This is a genomic window from Saccharospirillum mangrovi, assembly GCF_003367315.1.
GTDB classification, from domain to species: Bacteria; Pseudomonadota; Gammaproteobacteria; order Pseudomonadales; family Natronospirillaceae; genus Saccharospirillum; species Saccharospirillum mangrovi.
The window spans coordinates 2,865,782-2,888,058 of record NZ_CP031415.1 but is presented as its reverse complement, the minus strand read 5'-3'; the positions used below and the strand labels follow the sequence as shown (position 1 = coordinate 2,888,058).

General features: G+C 56.7%; 21 protein-coding genes. 14 read left to right on the top strand and 7 right to left on the bottom strand.

What is annotated here, in order from left to right; genetic code table 11:
* Position 1 precedes the first annotated feature (1 nt).
* The 6 genes from DW349_RS13715 to DW349_RS13690 all read left to right on the top strand — a co-directional run bounded on the left by DW349_RS13715 (position 2) and on the right by DW349_RS13690 (position 5,975).
* Positions 2 to 1,507: a sugar ABC transporter ATP-binding protein gene (locus DW349_RS13715; RefSeq protein WP_108126518.1), complete on the top strand. Its 1,506-nt coding sequence runs from the start codon at positions 2 to 4 to the stop codon at positions 1,505 to 1,507.
* Complete coding sequence (locus DW349_RS13710; protein ID WP_108126517.1) at positions 1,504 to 2,535, top strand: ABC transporter permease; 1,032 nt, start codon at positions 1,504 to 1,506, stop codon at positions 2,533 to 2,535. The genes DW349_RS13715 and DW349_RS13710 overlap by 4 nt, the downstream gene beginning before the upstream one ends.
* A 14-nt stretch (positions 2,536 to 2,549) precedes the next feature.
* A complete protein-coding gene (locus tag DW349_RS13705; protein ID WP_232819364.1) occupies positions 2,550 to 3,545 on the top strand; it encodes an ABC transporter permease in 996 nt (331 codons plus the stop codon).
* Positions 3,542 to 3,856, top strand: a complete 315-nt coding sequence (locus DW349_RS13700) for an L-rhamnose mutarotase (protein ID WP_108126515.1) — start codon at positions 3,542 to 3,544, stop codon at positions 3,854 to 3,856. Before DW349_RS13705 ends, DW349_RS13700 begins: the two co-directional genes overlap by 4 nt.
* A complete protein-coding gene (locus DW349_RS13695; protein ID WP_108126514.1) occupies positions 3,853 to 5,268 on the top strand; it encodes an FGGY-family carbohydrate kinase in 1,416 nt (471 codons plus the stop codon). The genes DW349_RS13700 and DW349_RS13695 overlap by 4 nt, the downstream gene beginning before the upstream one ends.
* A 176-nt stretch (positions 5,269 to 5,444) precedes the next feature.
* On the top strand, positions 5,445 to 5,975 hold the full coding sequence (locus tag DW349_RS13690; RefSeq protein WP_157954412.1) for a hypothetical protein: 531 nt from the start codon (positions 5,445 to 5,447) through the stop codon (positions 5,973 to 5,975).
* Here the strand turns inward: DW349_RS13690 and DW349_RS13685 are convergent.
* Complete coding sequence (locus tag DW349_RS13685; RefSeq protein ID WP_108126512.1) at positions 5,972 to 7,603, bottom strand: methyl-accepting chemotaxis protein; 1,632 nt, start codon at positions 7,601 to 7,603, stop codon at positions 5,972 to 5,974. The genes DW349_RS13690 and DW349_RS13685 overlap by 4 nt on opposite strands.
* Before the next feature lie 232 nt (positions 7,604 to 7,835).
* Here DW349_RS13685 and DW349_RS13680 point away from each other — a divergent pair, with 232 nt between their 5' ends.
* Positions 7,836 to 8,378, top strand: a complete 543-nt coding sequence (locus tag DW349_RS13680; RefSeq protein ID WP_108126511.1) for a DUF2058 domain-containing protein — start codon at positions 7,836 to 7,838, stop codon at positions 8,376 to 8,378.
* A gap of 7 nt (positions 8,379 to 8,385) precedes the next feature.
* On the opposite strand, the gene DW349_RS13675 is transcribed toward DW349_RS13680, so the two are convergent.
* The 3 genes from DW349_RS13675 to DW349_RS13665 form a co-directional block, all read right to left on the bottom strand.
* Positions 8,386 to 9,195, bottom strand: a complete 810-nt coding sequence (locus tag DW349_RS13675) for a transporter substrate-binding domain-containing protein (RefSeq protein ID WP_157954411.1) — start codon at positions 9,193 to 9,195, stop codon at positions 8,386 to 8,388.
* A gap of 126 nt (positions 9,196 to 9,321) precedes the next feature.
* Positions 9,322 to 10,161, bottom strand: coding sequence for a transporter substrate-binding domain-containing protein (locus DW349_RS13670; RefSeq protein WP_108126509.1), 840 nt, complete (start codon positions 10,159 to 10,161; stop codon positions 9,322 to 9,324).
* 86 nt (positions 10,162 to 10,247) lie between these two features.
* On the bottom strand, positions 10,248 to 11,258 hold the full coding sequence (locus DW349_RS13665; RefSeq protein ID WP_108126526.1) for a LacI family DNA-binding transcriptional regulator: 1,011 nt from the start codon (positions 11,256 to 11,258) through the stop codon (positions 10,248 to 10,250).
* Between the two features lie 328 nt (positions 11,259 to 11,586).
* Between DW349_RS13665 and DW349_RS13660 the strand changes: the two genes are divergently transcribed.
* From DW349_RS13660 to DW349_RS17395, 7 genes are all read left to right on the top strand, one after another.
* Entirely contained in the window at positions 11,587 to 12,642 is a 1,056-nt protein-coding gene (locus tag DW349_RS13660; protein ID WP_108126508.1) for a sugar phosphate isomerase/epimerase family protein, read from the top strand.
* A gap of 80 nt (positions 12,643 to 12,722) precedes the next feature.
* Complete coding sequence (locus tag DW349_RS13655) at positions 12,723 to 13,862, top strand: Gfo/Idh/MocA family protein (protein WP_108126507.1); 1,140 nt, start codon at positions 12,723 to 12,725, stop codon at positions 13,860 to 13,862.
* Positions 13,859 to 15,382, top strand: a complete 1,524-nt coding sequence (locus DW349_RS13650) for a sugar ABC transporter ATP-binding protein (RefSeq protein ID WP_108126506.1) — start codon at positions 13,859 to 13,861, stop codon at positions 15,380 to 15,382. Before DW349_RS13655 ends, DW349_RS13650 begins: the two co-directional genes overlap by 4 nt.
* Positions 15,379 to 16,365, top strand: a complete 987-nt coding sequence (locus DW349_RS13645) for an ABC transporter permease (protein WP_108126505.1) — start codon at positions 15,379 to 15,381, stop codon at positions 16,363 to 16,365. Before DW349_RS13650 ends, DW349_RS13645 begins: the two co-directional genes overlap by 4 nt.
* 86 nt (positions 16,366 to 16,451) lie before the next feature.
* On the top strand, positions 16,452 to 17,423 hold the full coding sequence (locus tag DW349_RS13640; RefSeq protein WP_108126504.1) for a substrate-binding domain-containing protein: 972 nt from the start codon (positions 16,452 to 16,454) through the stop codon (positions 17,421 to 17,423).
* A 259-nt stretch (positions 17,424 to 17,682) separates the two neighbouring features.
* Positions 17,683 to 18,492, top strand: a complete 810-nt coding sequence (locus DW349_RS13635) for an aldo/keto reductase (RefSeq protein WP_108126503.1) — start codon at positions 17,683 to 17,685, stop codon at positions 18,490 to 18,492.
* Between the two features lie 26 nt (positions 18,493 to 18,518).
* Positions 18,519 to 18,719, top strand: coding sequence for a hypothetical protein (locus tag DW349_RS17395; protein WP_157954410.1), 201 nt, complete (start codon positions 18,519 to 18,521; stop codon positions 18,717 to 18,719).
* Here DW349_RS17395 and DW349_RS13630 read toward each other — a convergent pair.
* The 3 genes from DW349_RS13630 to DW349_RS13620 form a co-directional block, all read right to left on the bottom strand.
* Positions 18,669 to 20,273: a Na/Pi cotransporter family protein gene (locus DW349_RS13630; RefSeq protein WP_108126502.1), complete on the bottom strand. Its 1,605-nt coding sequence runs from the start codon at positions 20,271 to 20,273 to the stop codon at positions 18,669 to 18,671. The two genes, DW349_RS17395 and DW349_RS13630, sit on opposite strands and share 51 nt — an antisense overlap.
* Positions 20,274 to 20,476: 203 nt before the next feature.
* On the bottom strand, positions 20,477 to 21,205 hold the full coding sequence (locus DW349_RS13625) for a glycerophosphodiester phosphodiesterase family protein (protein WP_108126501.1): 729 nt from the start codon (positions 21,203 to 21,205) through the stop codon (positions 20,477 to 20,479).
* A complete protein-coding gene (locus tag DW349_RS13620; RefSeq protein ID WP_108126500.1) occupies positions 21,202 to 22,272 on the bottom strand; it encodes an ABC transporter ATP-binding protein in 1,071 nt (356 codons plus the stop codon). The genes DW349_RS13625 and DW349_RS13620 overlap by 4 nt, the downstream gene beginning before the upstream one ends.
* Positions 22,273 to 22,277 lie beyond the last annotated feature (5 nt).

The following is a 22,277-nucleotide window of genomic DNA, read 5'->3' as shown; positions in this document are numbered from 1 at the left end:
AATGGCACAAAACGAAGCAGTATTGTCGCTGCGGGATGTCAGCAAAGTCTTTCCTGGCGTCAAAGCACTCGACACCGTCAAACTCGATCTGTATCCCGGCGAAGTCACCGCTCTGGTTGGTGAAAACGGCGCTGGGAAATCCACCCTGGTTAAAACACTGACTGGCATTTATCAGCCGGACGCTGGTGAAATTTACTGGCAAGGCAAGGCGATTCAGATCGACGATCCGGAAATCGCACGGCAACTGGGCGTCACCGCCATTCATCAGGAAACCGTGCTGTTTGATGAACTTTCCGTCACGGAAAATATTTTTGCCGGGCACTATCTGACACGCGGTTTTTTTAATCGCCTCGATTGGCCGGCCATGCACGCACGTGCGCAAAAAATTCTCGCCGACATCGATGCACCGCTCGACCCTCATGCCATCCTGAAAGGTTTGAGTATTGGTCAGAAACACATGGTGGCGATTGCGCGCGCACTGTCGATTGATGCGCAAGTGGTGATTCTGGACGAACCGACGGCAGCGTTATCGCATCACGAAATTGAAGAGTTGTACGGCATCGTCGAACGGTTGAAACAAGCCGGTAAAGCGATCCTGTTTATCAGTCATAAATTTGATGAAATTTTTGCCATTGCTGACCGTTATGCCGTCTATCGCGACGGCCATTTTGTCGGCGAAGGTCTGATCAGCAACGTCACCGAGACGGAACTGGTGGAAATGATGGTGGCGCGCAGCGTCAGCGAAACCTTTCCCAAGAAAACCGTTGCTATTGGCGACACCGTGATGACGGTCAGTAACCTGCATCACCCAACCGAATTTGCCGACATCAACTTCGATGTGCACGCCGGTGAGATTCTGGGTTTTTACGGTCTGGTCGGTTCCGGCCGTACCGAAGTGATGCAGGCGCTGTACGGTTTGTCGAAAGCGGCCAAAGGTGAGGTGCACATCGATGGCGCCAGGGTGACGGTGCGTTCACCGGCCGATGCCATTGACGCCGGCCTGGTCTACGTGCCCGAAGAGCGTCAGCAGCAAGGCGCCATTCTCGACCTGCCCATTTTCCAGAACATCAGTCTGCCGCAACTGGGCACGCTGAATCCCAAGGGTATTTTGAACGAAGCGCGTGAGTACGAATTGGCGCGGACTTATGGCGAACGTCTGCGCGTGAAGACCGCCAGTTGGGATCAGAAAGTTGCCAATTTATCCGGCGGCAACCAACAAAAAGTGGTGATCGGAAAATGGCTCGCCACGCACCCCAAAGTCATCATCCTCGACGAACCGACCAAGGGCATCGACATCGGCTCCAAAGCGGCCGTGCATCGGTTTATGTCCGAACTGGTTGAGCAAGGGCTGGCGGTGATTATGGTGAGCTCTGAACTGCCGGAAATTCTGGGCATGGCCGATCGTATTGTGGTTATGCACGAAGGTTTGATGGTGCGTGAATTCAGTCGCGCCGAGGCGACCGCTGAGTCGGTTGTTGCGGCGGCAACGGGAGGGTTGGCAGCATGACATCCGTTGTGAAAAGTGTGTCGTCGGTTTTGAAAAATCGCGAACAGTTTCTGGCGTTGTTGATTGTGGTTCTGGTGTTGGTGGTGGGCGTTATTACGCCGGAGTTTTTATCGGCGCACAGTTTGATCGGAACCTTTAATGACACCTCAATTCTGATGATTCTGGCAATGGGTCAGATGCTGGTGATTCTGACCCGTTGCATCGATTTATCGGTGGCAGCCAACCTGGCACTGACCGGCATGGTGGTCGCCATGATCAACGCCGCCATGCCGTCCATTCCGATTCCATTGCTGATGGTGTTGGCGATGGTACTGGGTGCGTTGCTCGGCGCCATTAACGGATTCTTTGTCTGGATTGTTGGCGTGCCAGCCATTGTTGTGACTCTGGGCACGATGAGCATTTATCGCGGCACGGTGTTTCTGTTATCCGACGGTGCCTGGGTAAACGCGCACCAGATGAGCAAGAGTTTTATCGATCTGCCGCGTCAGTGGGTGCTGGGTTTGCCGATGATGAGCTGGATCGCCATCGTCATTGTCGCTGCCTTGTTTTTTGCTACTCGTCATTGGCGTTCCGGGCGGGATTTTTTTACCGCCGGGGGTGATCCGACCGCAGCGTTTTATACCGGCGTCAAAGTGGGCAAGGTGCAATTTAAGGCGTTCGTTGTTTCCGGCATGCTGGCTGGGCTGTGCGGTTATTTGTGGGTGTCGCGTTTTGCGGTCGCTTACGTCGATGTTGCCAACGGTTTTGAATTGCAGGTGGTCGCCGCCTGTGTGATTGGCGGTATCAGTATTATGGGTGGCATTGGCACCGTTGTCGGTTGTGCGTTGGGCGCTTTGTTTTTGGGTGTGATTAACAACGCCTTGCCGGTGATCGGCGTATCGCCATTCTGGCAACTGGCGATTTCCGGCGCCGTTATCATCGTTGCGGTGATTGCCAATTCCACTGCCGAACGCAGCAAGGGTCGCATCATTTTGCGCCGCGCGGTTAAAGCGCACGATGTGCTGGCGCAACCGTCGGAGGCCCGTTAACCATGGATCAAGTGATGACTCAATCTGCCGTTCCGAATCGTCGTGCCGCGCGTTGGCGCAGCAACCTGTTGCGTTGGGAAACCTTCCTGTTGCTGGTTACGGCGCTGGTGTTTTTGTTCAACAGCTTTGCGTCGCCGTATTTTCTCGACCCGTGGAATTTGTCGGACGCGACGTTCAACTTTACCGAAAAGGCCATCATCGCTTTGCCGATGGCGATGTTGATTATTTGCCGGGAAATTGATTTGTCGGTGGCATCGATTATTGCCCTCGCTTCGGTGTGCATGGGCATGGCGGCCGAGGCTGGTTTCGGTGCTGGTGCGTTGGTAGGTATTGCTGTTGCGGTGGGCATTGCCTGCGGTTTGTTTAACGGTTTGGTGGTGACGGGTTTTGGCATTCCGTCCATCGTTGTCACCATCGGCACCATGAGTTTGTACCGTGGCATCACCTACGTCATTTTGGGTGACGGCGCCTACACCGATTACCCGGCCGAATTCGCTTTCTTCGGTCAGGGTTATGTGTACTGGGTTTTTTCGTTCGAGTTTGTGTTGTTTCTGGTGTTGGCGCTGGTGTTTTATGGCCTGCTGCACCGCACCAATTTCGGCCGCCGTACTTATGCGATTGGCAACAATCCGACGGCGGCGTTGTATTCCGGTATTAAAGTAAATCGTCACAAACTGATTTTGTTTGTGGCGGTCGGTGCCTTGTCGGGTTTGGCGTCGGTGTTGTTGACCTCTCGTTTGGGCAGTACGCGACCTTCCATTGCCTTCGGTTGGGAGTTGAGCATCGTTACCATGGTGGTGCTCGGCGGCGTCAGTATTCTCGGTGGTGCGGGCAGCATGTTGGGTGTGGTGATTGCCGTTTTTCTGATGGGTTTGGTCACTTTTGGTCTGGGCTTGCTGAACGTACCGGGCATTGTGATGAGCGTCATTATTGGTGCCATGTTGATTGCCGTTATCAGCATTCCGATTGTTCTGGGGCGTTGGCGTGCCGCGCGGGAAAGTGCGCGATGATGTACGCCTCGGTGATGCAATTATTTCCCGGCTATGAAGAGGAATATCGTGCCCGTCACGATGCCATCTGGCCGGAATTGTCGGCGCATTTAAAAGATTGCGGCATTCGCAATTACCACATTTATTTACACCCGCAGACGTTGCAGTTATTTGCCAGTTTTGAAACCGACGCGCCGCTGGATGAAGTCGCTCTGAAGCAACATCCAGTGATGCAACGTTGGTGGCATTACATGGCCGATATCATGGAAACGCAAGCCGATTCACCCGAACCACAAGCCGTTGCGTTGACCGAGGTGTTTCATCTGCCATGAGTGAACTGGAACTGCGCGAGCCGGTTCTGGCGGTGCTCGATATCGGCAAAACCAATGTCAAACTGTGTGCCGTGAAAGCCGGCCATCACGGTGGCGAAGTGCTGCTGGAAAAGCGTCGGCCTAATCGCGTGTTGATGGATGGGCCATACCCGCATGTCGATACCGATGCTATCTGGCAATGGCTGAAAACATCGCTTAAGGAAATGGCCGCAGAGTATTACGTGCAAACCATTGGTATGACCACGCACGGCGCCACCGCTGCTTGTCTGGCGGGCGATGAACTGGCGTTGCCAATTGCCGATTACGAAAGCAATGTGTTTGAGGCCGTGTCGTCCGAATACGACTTGTTGCGTGCATCTTTCGATGAAACCGGCAGTCCGAATCTTTCGTCGGGTCTGAATCTGGGTCGGCAATTATTTTGGTTGGCGCGGACGCACAGTGAGGCGTTTGATCGCGTCACCGATATTTTGCTGTATCCACAATATTGGGGTTGGCGACTGACGTGTGTGAAGGCCAGTGAGGTTACGTCGCTGGGTTGCCACACCGATTTGTGGCAACCGGATCGCGGTGATTATTCGTCGCTGGTGGACCGACTCGGTTGGCGTGATTTATTTCCCGACGTTCAGATAACGGGTGCGTCTTTGGGCTTTGTGACGGCCGACCTCGCAGCGGAATTGGGTTTGCCGGAAGACTGTCAGGTGCTCAACGGCATTCACGACAGCAACGCTTCGCTGGTGCCGCATTTGTTGACGCGGGCCGAGCCGTTTTCGGTGGTGTCGAGCGGTACCTGGACGGTGATCTGTGGCGTGGGTGCGCCCCTGGATAATCTGGACGAACAGCAGGACATGCTGATCAACGTCAGTGCTTTCGGTACGGCGGTCCCGACGATTCGTTTTATGGGCGGGCGCGAGTGGGAAACGTTGCGCGGTGACGGCCAGGGCGGCATGAACGAATTACTGCAACTGATGACCGATGGTGTTTTTGCGTTGCCATCGTTCAGCGATCAGGGCGGGCCGTTTCGCCATACTCACGGCCGTTTGCTGGGCCCGGTGGAACGCCTCAGCGGTGCCGGCAAAACGGCGCTGGCGTCCACCTATTGTGCGTTGATGACGGATTATTGTCTGAGTGCTTTGGCAACCCGCGGCGATGTTGTGGTTGAAGGCGCGTTCGCGGCCAATGCGTTGTATATGAGTGTACTGGCGACGCTCTGTGCCACCCGTGATCAGGCCGTGTACGGTAGCTCCGACAGCACCGGCACCACTCAGGGCACCGCCATGCTGGGCCAGGACATCAACCATTGGCCGCTGACCGCGCCGTCGCGCCTGTACCCACCCGAAGAACATGGCCGTGCCATTCTGGCTTACGCCGAACGTTGGCGCCGCTGGGTTAACGAGCGCGCATCGGCGGCCTGAGAGGGCGCGTTGCACGGCATAAATTCTTCCGGCTCAGTGGCAAATCGTTGCCGTTAAAGCGGATACACCTTGCCGCTGCTGGCCGCTTTTTGTCTTGAAACCGCCGATTTCCGCTGGCCCGTTTTGTGCCTATGCAAGTGATTACCCGCGCCGTTAGCGCATGAGGATTGCTTGCTGTGAATCTTGGTTTGTCACCCATGATGTCGCTGAATCTGAACCCGACTGCGTTGCCCAATGCGACGAAGATCGGCAATCCCAATGCGATCCAGTTTCCACAGACCCTCGCTTTGGTGCAGACGGTTCCGACCAGCCAGGTGACGCCAATTACTCAGGTGCCGCCGGTTACCGCTGCCAGTCAGGAAGACAGCGCACCCGCACGCCCACCCGAACAACAGGCGTTGACTGAGCCGGATCTGGGGCGGGACCCGGTCGAAGAATTCAAGAAATACATGGCGATGTCGCCGGCGGAAAAAATGCGTTACGCCGTGCTCGCCGATGCCGGTTTGACGATGGAGGAATACGAGGCGTTACCGGCGGAAGAAAAAGAAAAAATCGATGACGAAATTGCTGAGCGGTTGAACGATTTACGCGAAGCGCGCGAGATCAACAACAGCCAGCAGGCCAGGGCGGTTTCGCTGTATCAGATGGAAATGAACCGCGATATGGAAAATGACCATCGCAATAATCTGACCAGTATTTTTATTTAAACCCGAAAGCGCGCGACCATGTCGTTCAGGCTGGTTGCCAACCGTGCCAGGTCCGCACTGGCGGCCTGAGTTTCTTCCGCGCCGGCAGCGGTCTGTGCCGACAAATCTTTGATGTTGGTCAGGTTACGGTCAACCTCGCGTGCAACGGCCGCTTGTTGCTCCGAGGCGCTGGCGGAAGAAAGGTTGCGCTGGGAAATATCGCTGATTATCCCGGCAATGCGCTCCAGGGCTTCGCCCGCTGCGGTGCCGGCGGTTAGGGTTTCGCGAGCGCTGATCTGGCTGGCCGACAGCGACGACGTTACGACCTGGCTGTCCTGATTAACGGCGTGAATGATTTCTTCGATTTCCTTGGTTGAATCGGCGGTGCGTTGTGCCAAGCCACGCACTTCGTCGGCAACGACCGCAAAGCCGCGCCCTTGGTCGCCGGCGCGGGCGGCTTCAATGGCCGCGTTCAAAGCCAGCAGATTAGTCTGTTCGGCCACGCCCTGAATCACTTCCAGCATGCCGGCCACTTCGCCTACGCGCACCGCCAGTTGTTCGGTGTTGTGCGCGTTCTGTTCGATGCTTTTCACCAGGCTGTGAATGGCGGTCAACGTGCTTTGCACTTGCTGTTGGCCATGTTGGGTTTGCGCTTCGGCGTCTTTGGAGGCGGACGCAGTGCCAGTGGCGTTGGCCGCAACTTCCTCAATGGCCGCGCTCAGTTCAGTGACGGCCGATGCCGCCAATTCCATTTCCTCGGTTTGTCGTTGCAGCCCGGCCGTGGTGTCGTTGGTGACTTGCGACAACTCTTCCGACGAGGTGGCGAGTTGCTCTGCCGATTGCGAAATCTGGCTTAGGGTGGTGCGCAATCCGTCTTGCATGTCGTTCAGGGCGGTGAGCAGTACGGTGGCTTCATCGCGGCCATCGACCAGAATATCGGTCGTTAAATCCTTGTTGGCGATGTTGCGCGCTGTTTGTACCGCCGAGCGAATCGGCACGGTGATGGATCGCGCCAGCAGCCAGGCAATGATTGCCGCCAGGCCGGTCGCTAACGCCATGATTTCGATGATGTTCATACGCGTGTTGCCGTAAGCGGCGTGCGCTTCGTTGGCAGCGTCGTGAATGCGGGTTTCCTGAAAGACGACCAATTCGGCGATGCGTTCGGTAACGCGCTTGGCTTCGGGTGCAACTTCGGTGTTGGAAAAAGAAATGGCGGCATCTGTGTCGCCATTGCGCACCAGTGTTCGAAGCTGGTCGCTCAATTGTTGATAGCGTTGCAGCTCAGTCAGGCTTTGTTCGAACAACGACCGGGCCGACGGCGTTTGAATCAGTTCGAGATAGAGTTCGGCGGCGGCGTTCATACGTTGTTGGGCGTCGTTGAATGCCTGGTTGTAGCGCGCCTGGTCGGCCTCGGTTTCGGCGGCCAGCAAGTTGGCGGTGTTGACGCGCATTAACAGAAATTGGCTGCTCACTTCGTTCACTGCATGCAGGCTGGGAATGCGATGTTCGTCGATGACCACCAGGGTGTGATCAATGCTGCGCAATTGCACCAGGCTGGTCACTCCAAGAACCACCAATAAGGTGACGATTAATCCCAGCACGACGGCCAGACGGGTACCAATAGAAACTGCGCGCAGCAACTTGATCATGGAGTTGTCTCCGGGAAAATTGGTATTGAATGGAGGATTTTTTTGAACAAATTTCGGGAAAGGCTAGTTGCTATGGAGCTATCTGCCAGCGCGCGTTTGTGGTTTTTTTGTTATGGCAGTGCCGTTTTTGCGTCAGATTTATGGCAGTAAGACGGTGAACGTCGCGCTGCAAACGGTTCGATTCAGCGGCGGCTCCGGCTAGAATACGGCTTCATTTGGATAGGGTAACGGCATGGCCAAATCACTCGCTGATCAGCTGTTGAATGCAGGTCTGGTCGATAAGAAAAAAGCGCAGCAGGCGGAGCAGCAAAAACGCAAGCAAGCGCGGCAGGCACGCAAAGGGCAAGCCGAGGATGACGATACCCAGGAGCGTCTGGCGCAGCAGCGCGCCGAGAAAGCCGAGCGCGACCGGGAGTTGAATCGCCAGCGCCAGCAGGCTGAGCAAGCCAAGGCCTTACGCGCCCAGGCCTGGCAAATGTTGCAGCACAGTGCGGTTGAGGCCAGTGGCGATGTGCGCTTCAGTTTTACCGATGCGCGCGTCAACAAGATCAAACAATTGTTTGTGGATGCCACAGCGCAAACGCAATTGGCGAAAGGCCGGTTAGCGATTTGTGGTGACGACGAACGTTATTATCTGGTGCCACGCAATGTGGCCGATAAAGTGGCCGAGCGTTTTGCCGATGCGGTGATTTTTGTGGCCGATCAGGTGTCGAATGAAGCGGACGAAGACGATCCGTACAAAGACTTCCCCATCCCCGACGATCTGATGTGGTAACGCTGTTTCAGCGGTTGGCGCCGATCACCCGGCGCTGATAGGCGTCGGCCAGTCGCGGCTGCAACTGGCTCGGCGCGAGCTGAGCGTTAACTGCCCGGTAGGCCGGGTCAGACACTAAGCGACGCAGTTGTTCGTTGACGTCGGCAATAAACGCCTCGCCTAACGCCGATTGGTTGCAACTGACGTAACCCTCCAAAAACGGATCCGCGTTGCCGATGCTGACGAGATGCAGTTGGTCGGATGCGGTGCCCAGTGTTTGCGCGATCACCGTCGGGTATTCAATCAGAAAGTCGGCGCGGCCTCCGGCCAGCATGCGAATGGCGTTGGTGGAACTGGTGACGTTCAGCGTCAGATTACTGGCCTGATTCAGGCCGTTGTCGATGGCGTTGCCGTACGAGCGATTGGGCACGCGAATGCCGTTCAACTGATCGTTGCTCAGTAAGTCTTGCAGCGGTATTTGCGTCGGCTGGCCCAGGCGTTCCCAACCCACCCGGCTCATCACGATCTGCGGGATGGGAATCAGCAAATAAGGTTGGGAATAGTGCAGGTAGGCTTCGCGTTCGGGCGTGCGCAGGAATATGCCGGTACAGACGTTGTCGCGTGTTTGCAGTTCACGCTGCATGCGCGGCACGCTCATCAACACCGGTTGCACGTCGTATTGCGGCAATGTTGCCAGCAACTGTTGCTGCAATTCACCAACCAGCCCCGACAGTTCCGGCTGCGCGCCAGTTTCATCCAGACCGATCAGGCCGGTGAGTTCACTGACCGCCCAGATAATGCGAGTTTCAGCCTGAGCCAGCGGGGAAAGGGACAGCACGAATGCGAGGCCTGCGCAGATCAGCGGTCTCATCAGCGATTTCCGACAACGTTGAGATGCCTGAAGTTTAGCAACTGTTAATCAGATGGACAGCCAACGGGTTCCCATTTACTCAAGGCGGGGTGTCTAAATCTTTTGCTGAAACAACTGCGCCAGACCGGGTTGCATCTGCTTAGGCGCAACCTCCAGATTTAGCGCCTGATAGTGCGGGTCGTTGACCAGCGTCGTCAGCCGTTCATTAACGGCCGCAACGAAAGCAGCGCCCAGTTCGGAGCGGGAACAGGCGATGGCGACGTCGATAAAAGGCGCACTGTGTTCGATGGTGACAAAGCGCAAAGCGTCGGTTTTCTCGCCCAGGGTGTTGGCGATGACCACCGGGTATTCAATCAGAAAATCCGCCCGACCACCGGCCAGCATGCGCATGGCATTGGATGAGCCAGTGACCACAATTGGCGGGTTTACGGCCGCGTCCAATTGGGCGTCGGCGTAGGGGCCGTACGATCGGTCGGCGACTCTCAAGCCTTGTAACTGCGGGTGCTGAACCAAGTCGGCCAACGATAGGTCGTCGGGCCGGCCGAGCAGATTCCAGCCGTGCTCGGTCAGCGCAATTTGCGGCGTTGGAATCACGATGTAGGGGTGGGAAAAGTACAGGTAAGTTTCGCGTTCCGGGGTGCGAAACAAAATGCCGGTGCAGACGTTGTCGTGCGTTTGCAGTTCCCGTAGCAGGCGCGGTACGAGCATGGCGACGGGGTGCAGTTGAAAGTCGTCCGACAGGGAATCGAATAACACATTTTGCAGTTCGCCAATCGAACCGGACAGTCGCGGCGGATCGGATTCAGTGTCGACGCTGTAGACGCCAGGCAATTCGGCCATTGCCAAAACAATGGTCGCTGGCGGTTCGGCCCGCACGGGGCCAAGCATCGCAAACAGCAAAATAATCACTGAGGGCCGGTACCACTGCTGCATCTGGTGTCTCGATCAGCAACCATGAGTGGTCAGTTTAGCAGCTCAGCGCCCGTTGGTCGGGAACGCCGCTTTCCGCTGGGCGAGCGTCAGGCCGGGGCGCGGGCGGTGCTGTCGCGCACAATCAACTGGGTGGAGAGCGTCTGCTGCATCGGCACCTGGCGCTGCGCGAGGATGTCCAGCAGCAGGCGCATGGCGCTGCGGCCAATGTCGTCGCGCGGCTGGCTGATGGTGGTCAGTTCCGGTTCGCAGTATTCGCTGAAGCCGATGTTGTCGAAACCGATGACCGACACCTCGGCCGGCACTGAGACGTTCAAATCGCGCGCCGCTTTCAGCAAGCCGATGGCCATTTCATCGCTGTGACAAAACACCGCCGTCGGCCGCGTTTCGGCCGGCCGGTCGAGCAGAATGCGGCCTTGCTGATAACCGGACAGAAAGCTGAAATCGCCTTCAACCACCCAGTCGGTGCGCGGGTTCAAACCGGCGCGTTGCAACTCCGCCTCGAAGCCTTGAATGCGATCCCGACAGATGGGGTTATTGCTTGGCCCGGCGATGGTGGCAATGCGTTCATGGCCGAGTGACAACAAATATTCTACGGCGCGTTCGGCGGCCAGGCGGTTGTCGATGCACACCGTCGGCAATGACAGATCGTCAATGTATTCACAGGCCATGACCAACGGAAACGGCGTTTGCGCGCGGCGTTGTTGCAGCAGCGGACGCGGTACTTTGGACGTCATCAGAATGATGCCGTCGGCCTGGTTGGTCGGCAGTAAATCGAAATAAGCCTGGGCGCGGTTGGGGTCGTTTTCGCAATCGCCCAGCAGCACCTGATAACCGGCGCGGTGCGCCACTTCTTCCAGACCGGCGATGATTTCAGAAAAGAACGGATTGGCGATGTCGGGCAGCAACACCACGATGGTTTTGGATTCGCTGCGGCGCAAATTGCGCGCGGCCACGTTGGGCGAATAACCGACTTCGGCGATGGCTTGCGCAACGCGCAGACGCGTCGCTTCGGTCACTTTTTCCGGTGCGGCCAAAGCGCGGGACACAGTGGCGGTGGAACAGCCGGCGGCTAGGGCAACGTCTTTGATGGTCGGCATGGTGGCTGTCTGCTTGTACGGTTGTTCGAGTCGCTGATCCGATGATGCGTTAAAGCGATAACGATTGGATCGCAGCGATGATACCACGAGGCGGCGGGCCGCATCGGACGCTCTGCAACATAATGTAAACCGTTACATTTTACAAATTAACCGCCGATAAGCGCGGATGGCGATGCCCGTGATTTCCCCGGGGGTTTGTGAGTAAGCCCCTTATAAATTGGGCTTAAGGCCGGCGTGAAAATTTTTTCAATCTCGGCATTGACGCTCAGAATGGCCTTTGCTGTAATGTAATCCATTACATAACAACAAAAATTCAAGGCCAGACACCATGAAAACCATCCAGGGTCCCGCCCTTTTTCTTGCTCAGTACATCAGCGACGAAGCACCGTTCAACAGCCTCGACAGCATTGCCGAATGGGCCGCCAGCCTGGGTTTCAAAGGCGTGCAGATGCCGACGGGTGACACCCGCTTTTTCGATTTGGAACGCGCCGCTACTGATCTGGATTACTGCCGCGACATTCAGGCGCGGCTGGCAAAACATGGCCTGGTCATCACCGAATTATCAACGCATTTGCAAGGTCAGTTAGTGGCGGTGCATCCGGCCTATGACAATTTGTTTGATGGCTTTGCGCCGGAACATCTGCGCGGCAAACCGGCGCAGCGTCAAGCCTGGGCGGTTGAACAATTATTGCTGGCAGCCAAGGCGAGTCAGAACCTGGGTTTAACCGCGCACGCCACGTTTTCGGGCGCGCTGTTGTGGCCGTTTTTGTATCCCTGGCCGCAGCGGCCGGCCGGTTTGGTTGAGACGGGTTTTGAAGAATTAGCCAAGCGCTGGAAGCCGATTCTGGATGCGTTCGATGCCGCCGGTGTCGATCTGTGTTACGAAATTCACCCCGGTGAAGACCTGCACGACGGCGCTACGTTTGAGCGTTTTCTGGCGGCGGTTGATCACCATCCGCGTTGCTGCATCCTGTTTGACCCGTCGCATTTCGTGCTGCAACAACTCGACTATCTGGCGTTCATCGATCATTTCAAAGACCGCATCAAGATGTTTCACGTCAAAGATGCCGAGTTCAATCCGACGGCGTTGCAAGGCGTGTATGGCGGTTATGAAAACTGGATCGATCGCGCCGGCCGGTTCCGCTCACTCGGCGACGGCCAGGTGGATTTTAACGGCATTTTTTCCCGCCTGGCGCAGTACGATTTTTCCGGTTGGGCGGTTATTGAATGGGAATGCGCGCTGAAGCATCCGGTGCAAGGTGCCACTGAAGGCGCGCGCTTTGTGGCCGAACACATCATTCAAGTAACCGATAAAGCGTTTGACGATTTTGCCGCCAGCGGCATCGATGCCGACGCCAATAAAAAATTACTCGGGCTGTCTTAGGCGCACAAAAGCGCCCAATAAATCGCCGAATATTTAAACCGTGTTGACCTAAAACAACGACAAAAAAACAGGGAACAAAAATGACTGCTTCTCCACGCCTGCGTCTGGCCATGATTGGCGGCGGGCCGGGCTCGATGATCGGTGCCGTGCACCGCTTCGCCACCCGGCTTGATGACCGCTACGAATTGGTCGCGGGTGTTTTCAGCACCCGGGCCGAGGCCAATCGTCAGACTGCCGCCGAATTGTTGCTCGACCCAAGCCGTTGCTACGACGACTACCAGCAACTGGTAAACGCCGAAGCGCAACGCGCCGATGGCGCTCAGGTGGTTGCCATCACCACGCCCAATCATTCGCATTACGACATCGCCTGCGCCTGCATCGAAGCCGGCCTGGACGTGGTGTGCGAAAAGCCGATGACGGTCACGCTCAAAGAAGCCGAAGACCTGGCGAAGCGCTTGCAGAACAGCCGCTCGCGGTTGGTGTTGATGCACAACTATTGCGGTTATCCGCTGGTGCAGCACGCGCGTGATTTGGTGCTGCGCGGCGAACTCGGTCGCATCCGCAGCGTGCAGGTGGAATACGTTCAGGACTGGCTCAGCGAAGTGCCGGATGCCGATAACAAACAAGCCGCCTGGCGGCTCGACCCAAAACGCGCCGGTGCCGCCGGTGCTTTGGGCGACATCGGCACCCATGCGTTTCAGTTGGCGTGTTTTATTTCCGGCTTGAAATTGAATGCCGTCAGCGCCGATTTATCGGCCATGGTTTCCGGTCGTACGTTGGATGACAACGTGCACGCCCTGCTGCGTTTTGAAGGCGGCGCCAAAGGCATGTTGTGGGCCAGCCAGACATCGCCGGGTTTTGAAAATGCCTTGCGCATCCGAGTGATCGGCGAGACCGCATCGCTTGCCTGGGCGCAGGAAAACCCGAATGAATTGTGGTTCGCACCCCTGCACGGTGCGGCGCAACGTTTAACCCGCCGCGCCGATCGCATTGGCGCCGACGCCGGCCGCAGCGTGCGCCTGCCGCCGGGCCATCCCGAAGGTTATCTGGAAGGCTTCGCCAATCTGTATCAGGCGCTGGCCGATGGTGTGTCGGGCCAGGCCGACGGCGGCTGGTTACCGGACCACAGCACCGGCGTCGATGGCTTGCGCTTTATTGAAGCCACCTTGCAATCGAACCAGGCCAACGGCGCCTGGACGCCGCTCGGAGGTGCCGCATGACCGACGCCCCGATTCGCTTGCACGGCCTGGGCAAACGCTTTGGTCCGGTCACGGTGTTACGCGACATCAACCTTGATATTCGCCCTGGCGAAGTGCTCGGCATTTTGGGTGAAAACGGCGCTGGCAAAAGCACGCTGTTGAAATTAATCAGCGGTGTGTATCAGCCCAGTGTCGGCCAGTTGGAAATTGACGGCCGACGTTACGACCGGCTCGACCCGATTCGTGCACGTCAATTAGGCATCGCCATGATTCCACAGGAATTCAATCTGGTGCCGACACTCAGCGTTTACGAAAACGTCTTTCTCGGTCAGGAATTACGCCGCCACGGCTGGCTCGACCGCGCCAAAATGCGCGCTGAAACTGAACGTGTTTTAGCAACGCTCGATTGTGATTTGGACCCGCGCGCCAGCATCGCCGATTTGAGTGTGGCGCAAAAACAGATGGTCGAAGTGGCGCGAGTGTTGGTGAACGATGCGCGACTGGTGATTCTTGATGAACCGACCACCGTCTTGACCGATCGCGAAGTCGAGGTGTTGTTTAAAGTCGTTCGTGCGTTGCAACAACGCGGCGTGGCGGTGCTGTTTATTTCGCACAAATTGAAAGAAGTAAAAAACCTCTGTCAGCGACTGTTGATTCTGCGTGACGGATCGCCGGTAGAGTTGTGCGATACCGCCGACCTCGACGAAGAAAGCATGGCACGCAAAATGGTTGGCCGGGAATTGTCGCAGGTATTTCCAGCGAAAAAATCCGCCACTGAACAAGGTGGCGATGAACCCGCATTGCGTGTATCCGGCTTGAGCGTCGCTGGTGAAATTAACGACGTCAGCTTCAGCGTTCGGCACGGCGAAATTCTCGGGTTGTCAGGCCTGGTCGGTTCCGGTCGCACCGAAATTGCCGAAGCCATTATGGGTTTGCGGGCGCGCAGCGCTGGTGAGATTTTTATCGACGGCGAAGCCTGCGATTTGCGTTCGCCCGATATGGCGCACCGCAAAGGCCTGGCGTATTTATCCGAAGACCGCCAGGGCCGCGGCCTGGTATTGAATTTTAATCTGATCGAAAACATCACCCTGTTGAGTTTGAAACGTTACGTGAAAGGTTTGATTTCACATCGCCGCGAACGTGAACGCGCCGAAGAATATCAACAGACATTCAACATCCGCGCCGCCAGTTTGAAACTGCCGGTGGGCCAGTTGAGCGGCGGTAATCAACAGAAGGTTTATCTCGCCAAATTGCTCGACATCGAACCGACGATTCTGATGCTCGACGAACCGACGCGCGGCATCGACGTTGGCACCAAACGCGAAATCTATCGGCTGATTCGTCAACTGGCCGATGAAGGCCGCGCCATCCTGGTGATCTCGTCCGAGCTGGAAGAAATCATCGGTTTGTGCGACCGCGTTCTGGTGGTGCGTGAAGGCCGCATCGCTGCGGAATTAACCGACGAAAAAATCAATGAAGAAGACATCATGCTGTACGCCGCCGGTGCTCGTGCGCGTACCACTGCCGGAGTAAATTCATGACAGCCGCTCAAAATTTCCCGCAACGTCTGGTCAGTTTCTGGCGACGTTTACCGTTCGACATGACCATTGTCGCGCCGCTGTTGGCGTTAATCGTCATGCTGATCGCTTCGTCATTGGCGAGCGAATATTTTCTCAACACTCGTAACCTGACCAACATTCTGCGTCAGGTGTCGTACACCGGCATCATCGCCATCGGTGTGACCTTTGTGATCATCGGCGGCGGCATCGATTTGTCGGTCGGTTCCATGGTCGCTCTGGTCGGCGTGCTGTTGTTGTTTGTGCTTAATGCCGTTGGCGATCCGACGCTGGCGTTGCTGGTGGGTATGTCGTCGGCGCTGGTTGTGGGTGCGCTTTTCGGTTTGGTCAACGGCTTATTGGTCACGCGCGGGCGCATCGCCGCATTCATTGCCACGCTCGCCACCATGTCGATTTATCGCTCGCTGGCGTTGTACCTCACCGACGCCGGTGAAGTGGTGTCGAGCAATGCATTGTTCCCGGAAATTGGTGGCGGCTATTGGCTCGGCATTCCGATTCCAGTCTGGACGTTTTTTATTCTCGCGGCGGCGGCGCATCTGCTGTTGTTCCACACCCCTTACGGTCGGCATTTGTGTGCGGTCGGCTCCAACGAACAGGTGGCGCGCTATTCCGGAATTCGGGTGCGCACCGTGGTGTTGTTCAGCTTTGTCATCGCCGGTGCCTGTGTTGGCCTGGCCGCCATCATGCTCAGCTCCCGTTTGAATTCGATCAGCCCATCGGACGCCGGTGTGCTGTATGAACTTGATGCCATCGCCGCTGTGGTGATTGGTGGCACCAGTCTGGCCGGCGGTCGCGGCAGCATCTGGGGCACCGTTATCGGTGCGCTGATTCTCGGCATCATCAACAACATGCTGAATTTGCTCGGCGTGTCGCCCTACTTACAGGGACTGGTGAAAGGCGCGGTCATCCTGATCGCGGTATTGATGCAATACAAACGCAGTCAGTAAAACCCGAGGCGGGTTGTTTGACCTCGGACCGGCGTTCCGCGCCAGCGGAACGAATAACAACAACAAGCGAACGACAGGAAATAACCATGAAACTGAACCTTTGGCTCAAGCGAGTGGCGATTGCCGCAACCTTATCTACCGTGCCGTTCCTCGCGCTCGGCGAAGAAAATTATCACATTGGCGTCAGCGTGCCGTCGGCCGACCACGGTTGGACCGCCGGTTTGCTGTGGTGGGCAAACAAAGCCGCCGACGAACTGAACGATAAATACCCGAACGTTGAGTTCACCGTCTTGGCGGCCAATTCCGGCACCGCTCAAGTGGGCGATGTGGAAGATCTGATGGTGCGTCGCATCGACGCCCTGGTGATTCTGCCAACCAACCCGGCGACCTTGCAGCAAGTGATTGCCGAGGCCTATCACGAAGGCATTTACACCGTCGTGGTCGACCGCGAATTGGATACTCCGACACAGGATGTGTTCCTCGCGGGTGATAACCCGGGCATGGGTGAACAAGCCGCCATTTATATGGCCGATGCGTTGGACGAAAAAGGCAAGGTGGTGATCATCGAAGGCCCGTCCATTCCGATCAACGCGCAACGGGTGAATGCGTTCCGCGATGAATTGTCACGCCATTCCGGCATGGAAATTCTCGACTCACAATCCGGTGAGTGGAACCCGCAAACGTCGCTCAACGTGATGGAAGACATGCTGGCGCGCTATCCGCACATTGATGGTGTTTGGGCTGGTGACGACGACGCTCTCAAAGGCGTGTATCAGGCAATTCGTGAATCCGGTCGTACCGACATCAAAGTGTTGGTCGGCGGCGGCGGTTCCAAAGACGTGATCGGCATGATTCGCCAAGGCGATTCCATTGTTTCCGGTACCGTTACGTATCCGCCGAACATGATTGCCTCGGGCATGGCGGTTGCGCTGACTGGCCTGATGGGTCAACACCTGGGAGATATGTACCACGGTGTACCATCGCGCCTGATTCTGGCAGCCGACCTGATTACCGAAGAAAACGCAGACGAGTTTTACGAGCCGGACGCGGCTTACTGATCCGTCATTGCATCGCATTTCGTGCGTCTCGCCCCAGCTTCGGCTGGGGCTTTTTTTGCAAACAGCCGTTAAGTTAAGGCGATTATTATTGATGCAGTAAATCTCAATTTCTCGGGCACAGATTTTTCGTAGTAATAGCGCAGTTGCATGGCTGCAACTTCCAACCCCCACCTTTATAGTGATTACAGCGCTGGGCTGATTGTCATCTGTTCTCCAGCCCGTCATTCAGTCAACCGTCTATCCAACCCGGGAGTTCACCATGCCTCACGCCACTTTACCCGTGCCCGGTATGGGCACCTATCGTCTCACTGGCGCTTCCGGGCGTCAGGCTATGTTGACCGCTTTGGAACTGGGTTACCGGCATCTCGATACCGCCGTGCTGTACAACAATGAAAGCGATGTTGGTGCGGCTATGGCCGCGAGCGGAATTGATCGCGGTGATCTGTTTATTACCACCAAGGTGTGGCACACCGATTTGGCGCCGGAGGCGATGCGGGCGAGTCTCAATGCCAGCCTGAAACGGCTGGGTACCGATTACGTCGATCTGCTGTTGGTGCATTGGCCACCCTATGGCGATGCGGTGCCGATGGCCGATTATCTGCCCGCCCTGAAGGCGTTGCGCGACAGCGGTAAAACCCGCCATATCGGTGTGTCCAATTTCACTCGGGCGCTGATTGATCAGGCGGTTGGCGTTCTGGGCGAGGGCGAATTGCTGACCAATCAGATTGAGGTGCATCCGTTTATGCACAACAACGCCGTGGTGGAACATTGCCAGCAGCATGGCATTGCCGTTACCGCCTATGTGCCACTGGCGATTGGTCAGGTGATGCAGGATGCAACGTTGAACGACATTGCCCAGGCGCACCAGATCAGCCCGGCGCAGGTGGCGCTGGCCTGGCTGCACCAGCGCAATATCGTGCCGATACCCGCATCAAGCAAGCGCGACCATCTGCAAGCCAACCTCGATGCCATGACGGTGCAATTGAGTGACGCCGAGATGGCGCGCATCGGCCAACTCGACCGTGGCCGGCATCTGGTCAGTCCGGGTTTCGCGCCGCAGTGGGACTGACGAATCAGTGTTTTTTTGCGAAGAGGGTGACGATCCCGACGGCGGAGCAGGTGTCGGAAGAAGGCCGGCAGGCATCCGACGAAGCGGTGGCGCGCATTGAAAATGCGGCTGAATCCCTGAATCAGATTTCTTCAACGGTGACTGACATCAATTCCATGATGCATCAGATGGCGGCGTCAATTGTGGCGCCGCTGCAATACCGGATAGGCGACTGCCGTGAGGTGTGAACAGATGCGCTGCAAGTCGCGCAGCACGTCGATAAAAATCTGTGTGCTGAGCAGGTTTTCACTGTGGTGCCCGCCTAATTCATCCAGGTGATGTTGCCGCGCTTCCAGAACGTTTTGCCGATACTTTCGTTTTACATCCAACAATTCCTGTGCCAGTTCCGCACTGTCGCTGGTGAACACCGCCTGTGACAGACGGAAGGCGTCCACCAACTCATCGTGCAATTGATTGACCACCTTGGTCTGGTCGTCATCAAAGCGCACGCCCTCACGCAGTTTGTTGCGCGCCAGGTGCATCAGACTTTCATCAATGATGTCGCCGATGTGTTCCAGGTTGGTCATAAAACTGATCAATTCGCGGTGCTGTTGCTGCTGTCCGGTGTCTTCAATCGACAAGACGTAATTCAGCGCCTCGCGGTGCAGCGCATCGATGTCGTCGTCCAGATCGGCAATCTGTTTGACCAGCTCGCGGTCGTCGAACGCATCGAGGGCGTTGTTCAACATGCGGTACACCAGCTCGGCAATGTGCAGCGCTTCGTTGCGGGCATTGGCGAGTGCGCGGCCGGGGTTGCCAATGTCTTCGATCGATAAATAAATGGGCCGGTCTTGTTGCTGCGATAAATCATTATCGGCCGAGGTGTTGCGGGCCTGCATAAACAGCGGCAACAGCAATGGCAATATCGCGAGTAACAACAGGCCGTTGGCGAGGTTCAAACTGGAATGCGCGATCACAATGCCCAACGCACGTTCGGGCAATAACTGTTGAATTAAATCGCCCCCCAGCAGCAGGGCGATCAACCCCAGGGCCACGGCAAAAAAGCGGAAAATTAAATTGCCCACCACCACTTGCCGACCGGAGTCTGACAGCGACCAACCGCTGACCAACGCCGGCAAAGCGCCACCGAGGTTAGCACCCAGCAGCAGATAAAAACCGGCGTTCATGGTGATGGTGCCGTCCTGCACAAACTGCGCAATGATCAGCACCGCCGCCAGCGTGGAATGAATCATCCAGGTGAACAGGCCCATCAGGGTAATCGCCAGGGCGACGTCGCTTTCGACCTTGTTACTGATCAACAAAAAGACATCGGACGAGCGCAATAAATAGGTAACGTCGCCGATGAGATCGAGCGACAGCAGCACCAGGCCCAGACCGATTAAAATCCGACCGCTGTGTTTCCAGGCGCGTGAATAATCGAGTTTGAAACTGATGACGCCGAGCAGGATGACCGGCAGGCTCAGTTTTTCCAGATCCATGTTCAACAACACGGCCGCAACACTGGCACCGAATTCGGCACCCAGCACCGTCGCCAGAGCGGCAAACAACGTCAGCATGCCGGTGGCGCTGAACGCGGCGACCATCAAGATTACCGCCGTGGACGATTGCAACATGAAGGCGGTCATGGCGCCGGTGATAAACGCCTTGCTGCGATTGCTGGTGGTGCGTCGCAGCAGCCGTTCCAGTCGATTGCCAAGCAGGCGGGCAAAGCCGGTTTGCACCATGCGAATGCCCCACAGCAACAGCGCAACGGCGCCAGCCAATTCGATTAATACCATCATGGCTGGCGGCCCTCGAAAACGGGGTGTCGGGTAGGGCGGCGATTCTGTGAGACAGCAGCAGGGGTCAACAAAGCGGCGATGAGTGGTCGATCCAAACGGTGCATGTTGACGTTGGTTGCCTCAAAAGTCGGTGTGACGAAGGGACAGTGAACCCACGCATTATGCCGCAATGAGCGGCTGTTTTCGAATGGAACCGCGATGATTCAGGGCGCGGGTGAAATCAGCGCCGGGTCGTCGGTGAACACGCCATCGACGCCCCAGTCCCACAGCCGAACGGCGGCGGCGCGATCATTCACGGTGTAGCAGTATAGATCGTAGCCGGCCGTTTTGATGGCTTCCGCCTGAGCCTGAGTTAAGGTTTTGTGGTCCAGATTGACGCTCGCCAGGTCCAGAATGCGGGCGACCTCCAGCCAGTTGTCCGGCAGCCGTTCCCACAAATGGCCGAGTAACCAGTTTGGCCGGGCCTGGTGCAGCCGCGCCAGGATTTCACCGTTGAAACTCGACAGCAATAGCCGGTCGAAATCGCGCCAATGCTGGTCCAATGCGGCAATGCAGGCATCGGTGATGTGTTCGATGCTGACATCCGGGTAGTGTTTGATTTCCAGGTTCAGACCCAGGCCCAGATCGCGGATATGAATCAGCGCCTGCTCCAGACTCGGCAGGCGTTCGGCCTGAAAATCGGCGCTGAAATGGCTGCCCACATCCAGATCCTTGACGGTGGCCCAGGTTTGTTTGGTCAACTTGCCTTTGGCCGGTGTCAGGCGGTTCAGGGTGCTGTCGTGAAACATAACGGCAGTACCGTCGCCGAGCAGGTTGGCGTCGATTTCCACCCAGTCCAGACCGATGTCACGGCTGAATGTCATGGCCGCAAGGGAGTTTTCAGGCGCGCGGCGCGCGCAGCCACGGTGACCAATGATGGGACTGGCGATCATACAATTCTCAGCTCCGAGTGAGGATCGAACAGGTGCAGCCGCTGGCGGTCGAAACGTAACGGCAGCGACTCGCCGCCGTGAAAGTGGGCTTTGCCGGATTGCTCGGCCAGCACCAGAACGTCGGTGTTTGGAAAGTTGCCGTACAGCAGCGTATCGGCGCCCAGCGGCTCGACGATTTCGACGCTCAGTGTAAAGTCGGATTGCTCTGGCGAACAGCTCTCCAGATGTTCCGGCCGGAAACCGAGCACCACCTCGCCGCTGTGATTCACCGCGTCGGGCAGCTCAACGCGCTGACCGTTCGGCAACACCAGCGTTCGCCCGCCTTCCAGTTGAACGTTCAGAAAATTCATCGACGGCGAGCCGATAAAACCTGCGACAAAACGGCTGGCTGGTTTTTCGTAGAGCTCAATCGGCGGGCCGACCTGTTCGACTTTGCCACCGTTCATTACCACCAGACGGTCGGCCAGAGTCATGGCTTCAACTTGGTCGTGTGTCACATAGATTGCCGTGGTGCCGAAACGTTGTTGCAGCCGCTTGATTTCAATACGCATCTGCACACGCAGTTTAGCGTCCAGATTCGACAGCGGTTCGTCGAACAAAAATACCTGCGGGCTGCGCACGATGGCGCGACCCATAGCGACGCGCTGGCGTTGCCCGCCTGACAACTGCGCCGGCTTGGAATCGAGCAAATGTTCGATGTCGAGCGTGCGGGCGGCGTCGCGAACTTTCTGTTCAATATCGACGCGTTTCTCACCGCGATTTTTCAGACCATACGCCATGTTTTTAAAGACGGTCATGTGCGGATACAGCGCGTAATTCTGGAACACCATGGCGATGTCGCGGTCTGCCGGTTCCAGCTCGTTGACGCGTTGATCACCAATGTGCAGATCGCCGGAACTGATGCGTTCCAGACCGGCAACCATGCGCAGCGTGGTTGACTTGCCGCAGCCGGATGGACCGACCAACACCAGAAATTCACCGTCAACAATATCCAGGTTTAAATCGTGTACAGCGGTGAAACCGTTGGCGTACGTTTTGTTCAGATTCTTCAGCGATAAATTGGCCACAATGT

Excerpts from the sequence above, each read along its gene's own strand:
- DW349_RS13715 (WP_108126518.1), top strand. The coding sequence starts at position 2 with ATGGCACAAAACGAAGCAGTATTGTCGCTGCGGGATGTCAGCAAAGTC.
- DW349_RS13710 (WP_108126517.1), top strand. The coding sequence starts at position 1,504 with ATGACATCCGTTGTGAAAAGTGTGTCGTCGGTTTTGAAAAATCGCGAA.
- DW349_RS13705 (WP_232819364.1), top strand. The coding sequence starts at position 2,550 with ATGACTCAATCTGCCGTTCCGAATCGTCGTGCCGCGCGTTGGCGCAGC.
- DW349_RS13700 (WP_108126515.1), top strand. The coding sequence starts at position 3,542 with ATGATGTACGCCTCGGTGATGCAATTATTTCCCGGCTATGAAGAGGAA.
- DW349_RS13695 (WP_108126514.1), top strand. The coding sequence starts at position 3,853 with ATGAGTGAACTGGAACTGCGCGAGCCGGTTCTGGCGGTGCTCGATATC.
- DW349_RS13685 (WP_108126512.1), bottom strand. The coding sequence starts at position 7,603 with ATGATCAAGTTGCTGCGCGCAGTTTCTATTGGTACCCGTCTGGCCGTC.
- DW349_RS13680 (WP_108126511.1), top strand. The coding sequence starts at position 7,836 with ATGGCCAAATCACTCGCTGATCAGCTGTTGAATGCAGGTCTGGTCGAT.
- DW349_RS13670 (WP_108126509.1), bottom strand. The coding sequence starts at position 10,161 with ATGCAGCAGTGGTACCGGCCCTCAGTGATTATTTTGCTGTTTGCGATG.
- DW349_RS13665 (WP_108126526.1), bottom strand. The coding sequence starts at position 11,258 with ATGCCGACCATCAAAGACGTTGCCCTAGCCGCCGGCTGTTCCACCGCC.
- DW349_RS13660 (WP_108126508.1), top strand. The coding sequence starts at position 11,587 with ATGAAAACCATCCAGGGTCCCGCCCTTTTTCTTGCTCAGTACATCAGC.
- DW349_RS13655 (WP_108126507.1), top strand. The coding sequence starts at position 12,723 with ATGACTGCTTCTCCACGCCTGCGTCTGGCCATGATTGGCGGCGGGCCG.
- DW349_RS13650 (WP_108126506.1), top strand. The coding sequence starts at position 13,859 with ATGACCGACGCCCCGATTCGCTTGCACGGCCTGGGCAAACGCTTTGGT.
- DW349_RS13645 (WP_108126505.1), top strand. The coding sequence starts at position 15,379 with ATGACAGCCGCTCAAAATTTCCCGCAACGTCTGGTCAGTTTCTGGCGA.
- DW349_RS13640 (WP_108126504.1), top strand. The coding sequence starts at position 16,452 with ATGAAACTGAACCTTTGGCTCAAGCGAGTGGCGATTGCCGCAACCTTA.
- DW349_RS13635 (WP_108126503.1), top strand. The coding sequence starts at position 17,683 with ATGCCTCACGCCACTTTACCCGTGCCCGGTATGGGCACCTATCGTCTC.
- DW349_RS13630 (WP_108126502.1), bottom strand. The coding sequence starts at position 20,273 with ATGATGGTATTAATCGAATTGGCTGGCGCCGTTGCGCTGTTGCTGTGG.
- DW349_RS13625 (WP_108126501.1), bottom strand. The coding sequence starts at position 21,205 with ATGATCGCCAGTCCCATCATTGGTCACCGTGGCTGCGCGCGCCGCGCG.